Source organism: Mesorhizobium sp. GbtcB19 (genome assembly GCF_019091085.1).
In the GTDB taxonomy this organism is placed as follows: Bacteria; Pseudomonadota; Alphaproteobacteria; order Rhizobiales; family Rhizobiaceae; genus Mesorhizobium.
On record NZ_JAGXJY010000020.1, the window covers coordinates 58,791 to 71,399 of the forward strand.

At 66.1% G+C, this 12,609-nt stretch carries 12 protein-coding genes and 1 pseudogene; 6 read left to right on the forward strand and 7 right to left on the reverse strand.

The annotated features are described in order from the left end of the window. Positions 1 to 85: 85 nt before the first annotated feature. Complete coding sequence (locus KVT37_RS26350; protein WP_217577939.1) at positions 86 to 718, forward strand: trimeric intracellular cation channel family protein; 633 nt, start codon at positions 86 to 88, stop codon at positions 716 to 718. Between the two features lie 83 nt (positions 719 to 801). Here KVT37_RS26350 and KVT37_RS26355 read toward each other — a convergent pair whose 3' ends face one another. The 6 genes from KVT37_RS26355 to KVT37_RS26380 form a co-directional block, all read right to left on the reverse strand. Beyond that, positions 802 to 1,677, reverse strand: a complete 876-nt coding sequence (locus KVT37_RS26355; protein ID WP_167448983.1) for a GNAT family N-acetyltransferase — start codon at positions 1,675 to 1,677, stop codon at positions 802 to 804. A gap of 195 nt (positions 1,678 to 1,872) precedes the next feature. Then, positions 1,873 to 4,152 (reverse strand): PAS domain-containing sensor histidine kinase, encoded by a 2,280-nt coding sequence (locus KVT37_RS26360; protein ID WP_217577940.1) that lies wholly within the window; start codon positions 4,150 to 4,152, stop codon positions 1,873 to 1,875. Positions 4,153 to 4,351: 199 nt separating this feature from the next. Then, positions 4,352 to 5,341 carry an MDR family oxidoreductase gene (locus tag KVT37_RS26365; RefSeq protein ID WP_217577941.1) on the reverse strand — a complete coding sequence of 330 codons (990 nt, stop codon included), beginning with the start codon at positions 5,339 to 5,341 and terminating at the stop codon, positions 4,352 to 4,354. Between the two features lie 55 nt (positions 5,342 to 5,396). After that, entirely contained in the window at positions 5,397 to 5,879 is a 483-nt protein-coding gene (lspA, locus tag KVT37_RS26370) for a signal peptidase II (RefSeq protein ID WP_217577942.1), read from the reverse strand. 23 nt (positions 5,880 to 5,902) lie between these two features. Further along, positions 5,903 to 6,763 (reverse strand): RNA methyltransferase, encoded by an 861-nt coding sequence (locus KVT37_RS26375; RefSeq protein ID WP_217577943.1) that lies wholly within the window; start codon positions 6,761 to 6,763, stop codon positions 5,903 to 5,905. Position 6,764: 1 nt separating this feature from the next. Beyond that, entirely contained in the window at positions 6,765 to 7,847 is a 1,083-nt protein-coding gene (locus KVT37_RS26380) for a class I SAM-dependent rRNA methyltransferase (protein WP_217577944.1), read from the reverse strand. Positions 7,848 to 8,157: 310 nt separating this feature from the next. Here KVT37_RS26380 and KVT37_RS26385 point away from each other — a divergent pair, with 310 nt between their 5' ends. From KVT37_RS26385 to KVT37_RS26405, 5 genes and pseudogenes are all read left to right on the forward strand, one after another. After that, complete coding sequence (locus tag KVT37_RS26385; protein ID WP_217577945.1) at positions 8,158 to 9,393, forward strand: RNA ligase RtcB family protein; 1,236 nt, start codon at positions 8,158 to 8,160, stop codon at positions 9,391 to 9,393. After that, positions 9,380 to 9,991: a peptide chain release factor H gene (gene prfH / locus KVT37_RS26390; RefSeq protein ID WP_217577946.1), complete on the forward strand. Its 612-nt coding sequence runs from the start codon at positions 9,380 to 9,382 to the stop codon at positions 9,989 to 9,991. The genes KVT37_RS26385 and prfH overlap by 14 nt, the downstream gene beginning before the upstream one ends. 52 nt (positions 9,992 to 10,043) lie before the next feature. Continuing rightward, positions 10,044 to 10,754 (forward strand): YafY family protein, encoded by a 711-nt coding sequence (locus KVT37_RS26395; protein ID WP_217577947.1) that lies wholly within the window; start codon positions 10,044 to 10,046, stop codon positions 10,752 to 10,754. A gap of 70 nt (positions 10,755 to 10,824) precedes the next feature. Continuing rightward, positions 10,825 to 11,205, forward strand: coding sequence for a VOC family protein (locus KVT37_RS26400; protein ID WP_217577948.1), 381 nt, complete (start codon positions 10,825 to 10,827; stop codon positions 11,203 to 11,205). After that, positions 11,202 to 11,641 (forward strand): annotated as a pseudogene (locus KVT37_RS26405) (EVE domain-containing protein). Before KVT37_RS26400 ends, KVT37_RS26405 begins: the two are co-directional and overlap by 4 nt. Here KVT37_RS26405 and KVT37_RS26410 read toward each other — a convergent pair. Beyond that, complete coding sequence (locus tag KVT37_RS26410; RefSeq protein ID WP_217577949.1) at positions 11,642 to 12,604, reverse strand: ornithine cyclodeaminase family protein; 963 nt, start codon at positions 12,602 to 12,604, stop codon at positions 11,642 to 11,644. It lies immediately after the preceding pseudogene. Positions 12,605 to 12,609 lie beyond the last annotated feature (5 nt).

Consider the following 12,609-nt stretch of genomic DNA (forward strand, 5'->3'; position numbering starts at 1 on the left):
GGCAGTAGGCAGTAGGCGGTACAATTCGACGGCTTCGTGCTATTTTGACCTACTGCCTATTCCCTAATTCCTACTGCCTCATTCCATGAATCCCATCGCGTTGCTCGACTATGCCGGCGTCGCCGTCTTCGCGGCGACGGGCGCGCTTGCCGCATCGCGCAAAGAGCTCGACATTATCGGCTTCCTGTTCCTGGCCAGCGTCACAGGCATCGGTGGCGGGACGCTGCGCGACGTCATCCTCAACCTGCCGGTGTTCTGGGTCGCCAACAGCGGTTATGTGCTGATCTGCTCTCTCGTCGCCGTGCTGGTCTTCTTCAGCGCCCACCGCTTCGAATCCCGCTACAAGCTGCTGCTCTGGCTCGACGCCATCGGGCTTGCCGCGTTCTCCGTGATGGGCGCGGCCAAGGGGCTGGCGATCACCGGCTCGCCTGTCGTGTCGGTCATCATGGGCGTGCTGACGGCAACCTTCGGCGGCATTTTACGCGACCTGCTTGCCGGCGAGCCCTCGGTGCTGCTCAGGCCCGAAATCTACGTCACGGCCGCGCTTGCCGGCGCCACCATCTTCACCCTTGGCGATCTTGCCGGCCTGCCGGCGCTGGCGTCCAGCCTGCTCGGGTTTGCGGGGGCATTCGCGGTGCGTGGCGGCGCGCTTAAATTCGGCTGGTCGTTTCCGGCCTATAAGAGCCGGCCGGGGCGAAGGCCGGAAGATATTCCGTGAGGAGATAGTGGTGAATAGTGAATGGCCAATAGGTAGCAGGGCTGCAGCCCTCAACCATTCACCATTTACTATTCACCGTTCACCTATGCCGCGAAGCGCTGGCCCTCGCCGCCATAGTAGTTGACGTAGCGGGCGCCGATCTCCTTGACGGGCATGACGACGAAGACGTCGACGGTGGAGAATTCGTGGTCGATGACGCAGCCGTCGCCGATGCGGGCGCCGACGCGCAGGTAGCCCTTGACCAGCGGCGGCATGGCGGCGATCGCCGCCTTGGTGTTCACCGCCTCGATCGGCATCAGGTCCATGGAGCAGTAGCGTCCCGGAACCGCGCGGACATCCCAGGCGGAGTCGGTGCGGCAATGATGGGCGAGATAGGTCAGCGCCTCGGCATGCGCCGCCGGCACGATACCGTGGAAGGAGGCGCAGCCGGTCATCACGCCGATGTTGTAATGATTGATGTAGGCCCAGATGCCCTGCCACAGCGCCTCAATCGTGCGCTTGGAACGGTATTCCTTGAGAACACAGGACCGGCCGAGCTCGAGGAAGCGCTGGCCGGGATGCCGCGCGACAAGCTTGGTCAGCTCGAACTCGCCCTCGGAATAGAAGCCGCCGGCCGCCGTGGCGATCTCCTGCCGCAGCAAGCGGTAGGTGCCGACGATGCGGCGGTGCTCAGGGCCGGGAAGGGACGTGTCGAACACGAGAAGGTGATCGCAGAGCGGATCGAAACGGTCGGCGTCGCGCCGATCCTGCGCCTGGAAGAGGTCCTTGCGCGCGCCAAGCTCGTCATAGAATACCCGATAGCGGACTTCCTGGGCGGCAGCGATCTCAGCCTCGTTGCGGGCGAGCCGCACTTCGAGGTTGCCGATACGGCCCAGCGGAGCACCGCTTGCGACGGCGTCGGCTGTACGGGCGGCGAGCAGGGCGCCGCCGGCATTCGGCCGAGTGTCACATTCAGGCATGACTGTATGCACGAGTGATTCTCCTTCGAGCCATCCCTCTTGGCACGGGGATACGGTGTAGGTGCAACAGGATTGTGACAGTACCGTGATACGGCGTGGCGGGCAATACTTTGTCGGCTGGCCAATACCCTCAACCGGCTATCTTGTGATCGCAAAAGCCAAGCGGCCCAAGGCTTTCAAGGGTTAAAAATTTCCTCAGGCGGCAACCTGGCCCTCGACCGCCTGGACGAGCTGGTCGGGATCGAGCGGCTTGGTCACGAAGCCGCTGGCGCCGTGAGCGAGCACGGCATGCCGGGTCTTTTCCTGGCTGTCGGCCGAAAGCACCATGATCGGGATCGGCGGCATGGCCAAGGACTCCTCATGGCGACGGATGGCGGCGATCGCATCCAGACCGTCCATGACAGGCATATGCAGGTCCATCAGCACCACATCGAAGCGGAATTTGAGGCCGGCATCGGTGACGGCATCGACCGCGGCCTTGCCGTTGCCGACGATCTTGACGCGATGCCCCGCCTTGAGCAGCGTAGCGCGCGCCAGCATGGCGTTGATGTCGTTGTCCTCGGCAATCAGCACAGACAGGCCCTGATCGCGCCTGCGCGCCGAAGCGGCGCCGCGCGGCTGCGGTTGCGGCTGGGCGAGCGTCGAGCCATGGCTGGTCAACAGCACGCGCAGCAAGGTTTCGCCGCGCACCGGTCTCGCCAGGAAGGTGGCGTAGCCGCCGGCGCGGAATTCGCCGAGCATGCCGCGGTCGGTCGGCGCGATCAGGGTGATGGCTTCGCAATCGGCAAAGCCCGAGTCGCGCAGCCGCTTGAGCAGCCTGCCGTCGGCGTTTTCGAGCGCGGCGTCGATCAGGAGCACGTTGCAGCCGGCGGCGAAGGGAGCCGCCTGGCTTGGTGTCGCCGCGACCTCGACGATGCCGCCATGGGCCCTGATCGTGCGGGCGATGGCATCTGCCTCGATGGCGTTCTTCGACACGATCACCGCCCGCCGCTCGGCGAGGATGTTGTGCCGGTGCGGTGGCGGTTCGGTGGCCGCCACCGCCGGGATCTCGAGGACGAATTCGGAACCTTCGCCGAGCCGGCTCGAAACCGAGATCGTGCCGCCCATGGCCGCCACCAGCCGCTTCGAGATGGCAAGGCCGAGGCCGGCGCCGCCATGCACCCTGGTCGAGGTTCCGTCGGACTGCTCGAACTCCTCGAAGATGCGCTCCATGTCCTCTTCACGCAGCCCCGGGCCGGTGTCGGCGACGGTGAAGCAGATGCGGTCGGCGGTTTCGGTGCGGGCGCGCGCCACGGTGAGCAGCACGCCGCCAGTGTCGGTGAATTTCACCGCGTTGCCGATGAGGTTGAGCAGCACCTGGCGCACGCGGCCGGGATCGGCGGTGATCATCTGCGGCACGTCGGGCTCGACATGGCAGCCGAGACCGATGTTCTTGGCGAAGGCCCTCGCGGCCAGGAGCTCGATGATGTTGTCGGCGATCTCGCGCAGCGACGTCGGCTGCGGCTCGGGCTCGAAGCGGCCCGCCTCGATCTTGGAATAGTCGAGCAGGTCCTCAATGAGCGCGAGCAGCGCGCTGGCCGAGGTGGAAACGGCGCCGACATAGGTGCGTTGCTCGGGCGACAGGTCGGTGTCGGCGAGCAGCTTCGCCATGCCCATGATGCCGTTCATCGGCGTGCGGATCTCATGGCTGACGGTGGCGAGGAAGCGCGACTTGGCCTGGCTCGCATATTCGGCCCGTTCGCGCGCCGTGATCAGCGAGGATTCGGCGCGCTTGCGGGCGGTGATGTCGCGGGCGATCGCGCGGTGCGAGACCGCGCCCGTGTCCTTGTCGCGCACGGACAATTCGATCCAGGAGAACCAGCGCGGCCCGCTCGGCGTGCGGATCGCGACATCGGTCGAGCTCAGGCATTCATGATCGGAGAAGGCGGCGTCGGGCACGATGCCGACCTCGATGCCGAGGTCCGACAGCGTCTTGCCGGCGAGATCGCGCGCGTCGACCTCGACAAGGGTGGAGAAAACGCTGTTGGCATAGACGATATGGCCGTCGCGGTCGCGATGAACGACGAGGTCGCCCAGCGCGTCAATCAGGCCCCGGAAACGTTCCTCGCTCTCCTGCATCTCCCACATGCGGTCGGCGAGGGTCTCGATCTCGGCGCGGCTGCGGGCGGCGGTCTCGTCGAGAAGCGCTGCGGTGCGCCGCTCGTCGCGCCGGTTGCGCAGATGCATCGCAAGGCCGGCAAGGGCCACGGCGGCGAGGCCGATGGTGACGATGATCGGCGCGCCGGTGAGATGCGCCAGCCCCGCCAGAACGGCGATGGCGACGATCGTCAGGAACGGCAGGCCTTCGTGGCTGGCCGCGGGCAATTCGGGGGCCAGCGGCGGGGCGACAAGCACCTGCCGCCGCGGCGCATCGAGGATGAGCCTGTCAGCGTCCGCGGCTTTGCCGCCCTGTCTGGTGTCGGAGTCCGCGACCATGCGCAAACCATGCCAGACAGAGATTATGGAAGGCTGGGGCGGATCGTTCGAATTTTAGCGATCTTCGCGGATTCCAGTGCTTCGGAAGGGTTGTCAGAGCAGTTCACCGTTTCACGGAAACGGCAAACCGCTCTGTCCTTTTGTTTCGACGCAATTCCGAACGGAAAACCGCCGCACACTTTTCCTGGAATTGCTCTGGTTACATGTCGACGACGATACGGCCCCTGACCTTGCCTTCGACGATGTCGCGGGCGGCGGCGGTAATGCCGTCGAAACCGATCGTGCGCGACAATGTCGACAGCTTCTTCAGATCGAGATCGGCGCCGACGCGGCGCCATGCCTCCAGGCGCACTGCTTTCGGCGCCATCACGGAATCGATGCCGAGCAGCGAAACGCCGCGCAGGATGAAAGGCGCGACGCTCGACGGCAGGTCCATGCCGCCGGCCAGGCCGCAGGCGGCGATTGCGCCGCCATAGGAGGTCATCGACAGCACATTGGCGAGCGTATGGCTGCCGACCGAGTCGACGCCGCCCGCCCAGCGTTCCTTGGCAAGCGGCTTCGCCGGCTGGCTGAGCTCCTCGCGCGAGATCACCTCGGCCGCGCCGAGGTCGATCAGGTACGGACTTTCGGCGTTGCGGCCGGTCGAGGCGACGACATGGTAGCCGAGGCTCGACAGGATCGAGATGGCGACCGAGCCGACGCCGCCCGCGGCGCCCGTCACCACCACCGGCCCACGATCCGGGAGGATGCCATGCCGCTCCAGCGCCATGACGGAGAGCATTGCCGTGTAGCCGGCCGTGCCGACGGCCATGGCATCATGCGCGCTCATGCCCTCGGGCAGCGGCACCAGCCAGTCGCCGTTGACGCGGGCGCGTCCGGCATAGGCGCCGTAATGCGTCTCGCCGACGCCCCAGCCGTTGAGAATGACCTTATCGCCCTTGCGCCAATCGGCATGCGAAGAGTCGGTCACCGTGCCGGCGAAATCGATGCCTGGAACCAGCGGCCAGCGGCGCACGACAGGCGCCTTGCCGGTGATGGCGAGCCCGTCCTTGTAGTTCACCGTCGTCGCCTCGACGGCGACGGTGACGTCGCCTTCCATCAGGTCGGCCTCGGTGAGGTCGACGACATCGACGGACTGCTTCTTCTCCGCATCGCGCGAAACGAGGATGGCTTTGAACGTATCGGACATTTTTTCTCCTCGGGTTCCGTGGGTCGTTGGACTGTGCGGCGACAGACCCGCGCGGTCAATCTTGCGAAGGTTTCGGCTCGCGGCGCCAGCCGATCAGCTCGTCGAAGACGACAAGCGCCGCGCCGACCGAAATGAAAGCGTCGGCGAGATTGAACACCGCGAAGGACCAGACCGGCGTGTGGAACAGGATATAGTCGATGACGTGGCCGTAGATGGCGCGGTCGATGAGGTTGCCAAGCGCGCCGCCGATGATGAGCGCAAAGCCGGCGCGGGCGATGACATGGCCGGCCGGCGTGCGCGTTGCGAGATAGAGCACGAAGGCGACGACCAGCACGGCAATGACCACCAGGCCGGTGTCGCCGAAGGACTGGAACATCGAGAAGGCGATGCCGGTGTTATAGGTGCGAAACAGTGCCAGGAACGGCACGAGATCGACCTTCTCCTGGAAGGCGAGACCGTTCTCGACCAGCTGCTTGATCCACTGATCGAGCGCGATGGCAATGACGACCAGCACGACATAAGGGGACCAGGATTTCACTTATCAGTCCTCATGGGCAGTCCTCATCGAATGTCGTTGGCCGGATCGAGCTTCAATGCACCGCGCCGGATCTCGAACAGCATCACGCCGGTGGCGACGGCCAGATTGAGCGAATCCGCCCGGCCGGCCTGGGGGATTCTCAGCAAGCGATCGCAGCTTTCGGCGAGGCTGTCCGGCAGGCCCTGCTGCTCGTTGCCCATCAACAGGAGAACCGGTCCCCTGGAGAAATCGACCGAGCGATAGTCGACCGCGCCTTTGAGGTGGGTTCCGGCAACAAGACCTGAAAAATCGCGCCGCCAGGCGAGGAAGGCCTGCTCGGTTGCCCTGGCGACCGGGACGGCGAAGATCGAGCCCATCGTGGCGCGCACCGTCTCCAGCGAGAACGGATCGGTGGTGTCGCCGACCAGGATGACGCCCTTGGCGCCGACTGCGTCGACGGTGCGGATCACGGTGCCGAGATTGCCGGGATCGCGCACCCGGTCGAGCGCCACCCAGACGTCGCCGTCCCTGGCGCGGATGTCCTTCAGCGGCAGGGTCTGCTGCGCGAAGACACCGACCACCATTTGCGGGTTTTCGCGGCGGGTGATCGCCGCCAGCACCTTTTCGGAGACTTCCAGGACGGTGCCGCCGGCGGCGACAGTCCGCGCGGCGACTTTTTCGACGGCCGCATTGCCGCGTCCGGCCTTGGCGAAGACCAGGGTCTTGATCGACCAGCCGAGGTCGAGCGCGTCGATGACGAGCTTCAGGCCCTCGGCCATGAAGGCGTTCTGCTGGTCGCGGAATTTCTTCAGCGCCAGCGCCTTGATGTCCTTGACCAGTGGATTGGCAAGGCTGGTGACTTCCTTGACCTGCCCGACAGGGCGGGCGCCGTCATGTGCGTTCATTTCAAGCCACCCAGCGCGAGAACAGCGAGGTCGACAGCGCGCGGCCGGCCGACTTCTCGCGAATGATCAATTCGCCGGATTCAACCGTGCCGCCCATGCCGGCGAAGGTGTCGCGCATCAGCGCATGGATGGCGAAGAAGGAGGCGCGGATCGAATAGGCGGTGAGAACGACGGCCAGCGGTTTCGGCGTCAGGATCGAGCGGCAGAGGTCGGTGAGGCCCGGCAGGTCCTCGAACAATTGCCAGACCTCGCCCTTGGGGCCGCGGCCATAGGCCGGCGGGTCGAACAGCACGATGTCGTAGCGGCTGCCGCGGCGCTCCTCGCGCTCGGCGAATTTCACCGCGTCCTCGACGATCCAGCGGATCGGCTTGTCGGCAAGGCCGGCCATTTCCTGGTTCTCGCGCGCCCAGCCGATCGCCTTCTTCGAGGCATCGACATGGGTGACCTCGGCGCCGGCGCGGGCCGCCACCAGCGAGGCAAGGCCGGTATAGCCGAACAGATTGAGCACCTTGACCGGGCGCTTCGCCGCCGCGATCAGGCCCGCCATATGGTCCCAGTGCGAGGCCTGTTCCGGGAAGACGCCGACATGGCGGAACGAGGTGAAGCGGCCGAGATAGTCGATGCCGTCATGCCTCATCGGCCAGGTCTCGCCGAGCGGCGATTTCGGAAAGCGCCAGCGGCCGATGCCTTCCTCGTCGGTGTCGCCGGTGAAGATGGCGTCGGCGCGCTCCCACTCCTTGGCCGGCAGCGCACGCTGCCAGATCGCCTGTCCTTCGGGACGCACGATGCGGTAGGGGCCATATTGCTCGAGCTTTTCGCCGGCGCCGCTGTCCAGCAGCGCGTAGTCGGCGTTTGGCGCGACTTCGAGGATCAGCGGCAGGCGCTCGGCGGGCAAGGAGCCCTCGCGGCGTGCCAGCACGCGCGGCGCCGGTTTGGCGTCCTGCCGGTCCGCCGGTTTTGCTTCGCGTCGCTCCGCGGATGCAGCCTGCTGCCGTCCAGCCGCAAACGCATCGCGTGGTCGGACCTGTTCCAGCCTCGCGTGCTGCGGTCGGTTATCGCGGCGCTTGTCGCGAAAAGATTTCAAGAAGGATCATCTCCGGCGGTTCGGCCCGCTTCTGCCACAGCAGCACCCTTCGGCGCAACAAAGTACGCGCCACCGCCATTCTCACATAGGATGCGTGGATGGGCCGGGCCAGGTATCCGCCTTGTCAGGTCAAGGGACTTGCTTTATGGGAGCGCCATTCTTGGTTCTGGAACGGGAGCGACAGATGACGAACATCTCCACCGCGCGCCCCTCGAGGGTTCCGGCGTAAGGGCAGCCTTGCTGTTTTGACGCCGGTCGACTGACGCCTGACGGCGTCGGATACCTGACCTTATTCCAGAAGTGTTCCATCATGGGCAATTCGTTCGGGGCTATCGGCCCCTCTTCGTCTTGCGCGGCGCAAGCAGCGCAAATCCAACATTATTTCTCGCCGCAAAGCTGGATCGAGGGCGCCGCGCTCGAACAGCTGAAAGCCGTCGCGGCGCTGCCGGGCGTGGCCTCGGTCGCTGCCTTTCCGGACCTGCATCCCGGCAAATACGGCCCGACGGGGATCGCGGTCCTGTCGGAGCGGTTGCATCCGCAACTGATCGGCAACGACATCGGCTGCGGCATGTCGCTGTTTGCGCTCGATATGCCGCTGCGCAAGCTCAAGGTCGATCGGGCAGTCGAGCGTCTGGGCGAAATCGAAGCGCAGGACTGCTTCGATCCGCAGGCTGTTCTCACCGCTTCGGGGCTGGCGCCGGATCTGTTTCCGGCAGCGCTGGGCACGATCGGCGGCGGCAACCATTTCTGCGAGCTTCAGGCTGTCGAACAGGTGTTCGACGCTGGAAGCGCGGATGCCGTCGATCGCCAGGGCCTCTACCTGCTCGTTCATTCCGGCTCGCGCGGCTTGGGCGCTCGCGTATTCGGTGAGGTCGATCATCAGGCCGCGATCGCGACGGGCCTCGATCCGGCATCGGAGGCGGGCAAGGCGTGGCTCGGCCAGCACGATATCTGTGTTGCCTGGGCATCGCTCAACCGCGGCATGATCGCGGCGCGGGCGGCGAGCGCATTGCGCTGCGAAGCAAAGCTCGTCGTCGACGTGCCGCACAATCTGGTGCGCCGGCGGGGTGGCGGCTTCGTCCACCATAAGGGCTCCGCGGCGATCGAGGCGGGAAGCATCGCGCCGATTGCCGGCTCGCGCGCCAGCCTGAGCTATATGGTGCAGGCGCTGGACGGGACCGGCCCTTCGCTGGGCGGGATTTCGCACGGCGCCGGCCGCAAATACGACCGCGCGACCATGCACGGCCGTGTCGGGCGCAACAGGTCGGAACGGGAGGCCCTGCTCCGCAACGTTTGGGGCGGGCAGCTGATCTGCGGCGATCGCGATCTGGTCATCGAGGAGGCCGCGACCGCTTACAAGGATGCGGGCCAGGTGGTCCGCGACCTTGCCGATGCCGGGCTCGTCTTGCCGCTGGCGGCGATGAAGCCGCTGGTGACCTACAAGAAGGCGGTCGACAGCAGCGTCGACCGCACGCGCGCAAAGCCGGACCGTGCCCGGCAAAATGAACGAAGGCTTGACAGGGGAGGTCGTCATGGGCGCGGTTGACGTCCTCGTCACCTCCGGCAGCGGCCCGGTCGAATGCCGGATCGCGCTGATGGCGCTGGTTCGCATCATCGAGGCGGACTGCGGCCGGCGCGGCTGCGCGGTCGAAGTCACGTTCGGCCACGCACCGGACCGGCATGGCGCGAAATCGGCGCTGATCAGTGTCGAAGGCCAGGGCGCCAATGCCCTGGCCACGGAGTATTGCGGCTCGGTGAAGTTCATCTTCAAGAGCCCGGTGCGCCCAGGCCATAAGCGGCAGAACTGGTTCGTCGGGGTGAAGCGGGTGGATCTGGCCGACGCGTCAGAGCAAACGATCGCGGCGAGCGACGTGCGCTTCGAAACGCTTCGCGCCGGAGGGCCGGGCGGACAGCACCAGAACACCACCGACAGCGCCGTGCGGGCGGTCCACCTGCCGAGCGGCATCGTGGTGGTCGCGCGTGCTGAGCGGTCGCAGCACCGCAACAAGGCGATCGCCTTGCAGCGGCTTGCGGCGATGCTGCGCGTGCTGGCCGACCGCGAGGTGGAGGCGTCGAAAACGGAGCTCTTCATGGCAAACAAAGCGCTGGAGCGCGGCAATGCCGCGAAGGTGTTCCGCCTGTGAGGACAGAGGGCGCGGCTTCCGGTCGCGCCCTCAAGTCTCTATCGTAGACGCGATGTCCCGCTCCGAACGCCTGCTCGACCTCGTCCAGATCCTGCGCCGCCATCGCCGGCCGGTGAGCGGCCGCACACTCGCGGACGAGATGGGCGTGTCGATCCGCACCCTCTACCGCGACATCGCCACGCTGCAAGGGCAGGGCGCGCCGATCGAAGGCGAGGCGGGGCTCGGCTATGTGCTGAAGCCTGGTTTCATGCTGCCGCCGCTGATGTTCACCGACGAGGAGATCGAGGCGATCGTGCTCGGCTCGCGCTGGGTGGCAAAACAGCCGGACAAAAGACTGGCCACTGCCGCAACGGATGCGCTGGCCAAGATCGCGGCTGTGCTGCCGGATGACCTGCGCGAGGATCTCGACGCGACGACGCTGCTCGTCGGGCCACGTTCGGACAGCGTCGAAACGATCGACCTCGGTGTCGTGCGGCAGGCGATCCGCGACGAGCGCAAGCTCGGCTTCCTCTATCGCGATGCCGGCGGTTCGGCCTCCGAGCGCCTGGTCTGGCCCTTCGCGCTCAGCTTCTTCGACAAGGTGCGGGTGATGGTGGCGTGGTGCGAGATGCGCCAGGATTTCCGCCATTTTCGCGCCGACCGTATGTCCGGCCTGACGACCACCGAGATCCGCTATCCGCGCCGCCGCCTGGCAATGTTGAAGGAGTGGCGGGCGACGCTCGGCGCGCCCGCTCGGAACGGCGCGAAAGACACTTCCGTCTGATCGCTGCTGCCAGAATCTGACAGTAGGTCCGCGTACGGTCCTCCAGGTTCAAACACCTTGGAGATCAGATATGACCACGCCGAATTTCGTCATCCTCTATGTCGACAGCCCGGAAAAGAGCGGCGCGTTCTATGCCTCGCTGCTCGGACGCGAGCCGGTCGAATCCTCGCCGACCTTCGTGATGTTCGTGCTCGACAAGGGTTTCAAGCTTGGCCTGTGGTCACGTCATACGGTGGAACCGGCTGCGGCGGCAGCGGGCGGTGGCGGCGAACTGGTGCTCGCCGTCGAGAATGCAGCGGCGGTGGATGCCACGCATGCGGATTGGACCGGCAGAGGCCTCGATGTGCTGCAGGCGCCGACCGATCTTGATTTCGGTCGCACCTTCGTCGCGCTCGATCCGGACAATCATCGCCTGCGCGTTTACTGGCCGTTCGAGGGAGCACAGGGATGAGTGGCTTCTGGGTCGCCGTCGCATCGGCCGAACATGTGCGGATCGGCCGCAGGAATGGCTTCATGCAGGTCAACCACGGCAAGGCGGCGCCGCTTCGCCGCATCAAGCCGGGCGACGGCATCGTCTACTACTCGCCGAGCACGGTGCTCGGCGAGAAGGACGGGCTGCAATCCTTCACGGCGATCGGCCCTTCACGGCGATCGGCACGGTGCGGCAAGGGGAGGTTTATGAGGGCGTCATGGGCGGCGGTTTCACGCCGGCGCGGCGCGATGTCGACTGGTGTGCCGCCAAGGAAGTGCCGATCAAGCCGCTGCTCGACAGGCTCGACTTCACCGCTGGCAAGCCGAACTGGGGCTATCAGTTGCGCTTCGGCCTGTTCGAGATCAGTGAGCGTGATTTCCGTCTGATCGGCGAAGCGATGGGAACCAAGCTCTGACTACTTGAGCGCCTCGTAGACGGCGATGCCGGCGGCGAGGTCTTCAAGCGCCGCGCCGACCGACTTGAACAGCGTGATCTCGCTGTCGCTCTGGCGACCCTGCTTCTCGCCGCGCGCGAGCTCGTGCAGGTCGGCGATGATCGCCTCCGGCCTTAGCACGCCGGAGGCCAGCGGCTGGACGATGTCGCCGGCTTCCTTGGTGGCGCCGGCGCGGGTGTCGACATAGACGCGGGCACGGGAAATGGCGTCGTCGTCGCTTTCGCGCATCGTCGGCGTGAAGCCGCCGACGAGATCGACATGCGCGCCCGGCTTCAGCAACGCGCCCTTGACCAGCGGCGTGTTCGAGATCGTCGCGGAGGCGACGATGTCGGCCCCGGCAAGCTCCGCATCGAGATCGCCGGCGGCACTTGCCGGAAGGCCCTCGGCACGCAAGGCGGCCGCCACCTTCTCGGCGTTGGCCGGCGTACGGTTCCAGATGCGGATGGAAGCGATCGGCCGCACCGCCGAATGCGCCTTGGCAAGGAAGGGCGACAGCGCGCCGGCGCCGATCACCAGAAGCCGCGAGGCATCCTTGCGGGCGAGATAGGAGGCGGCGAGCGCCGAAGCGCAGGTCGTGCGCCATTGCGTCAGCCTTTGGCCGTCGATCAGCGCCTGCGGTTCACCCGTCACGCCGTCGAGCAGAAGGTAGAGGCCCATCACCGCCGGCTTGCCGATGGCGTTGTTGTCCGGCGACACGGTGACGATCTTGACGCCGATATGGCCACCCGCGGAAGTTCCCGCGGCGTTGAAGTCGGTCCAGGCCGGCATCAACAGCAGGGTCGAGGCGGCGCCATCCGGCCGCTCGACGCCATGATGGTGGCGAACCGGCTGCACGGCGCCATCGCGGAATGCGATGCGCAGCGTTTCGACCAGACCCGGAAAGGTCAGCGCGCGGTCGACCTCGGCGGCCGAAATGGTCAGCATCGATG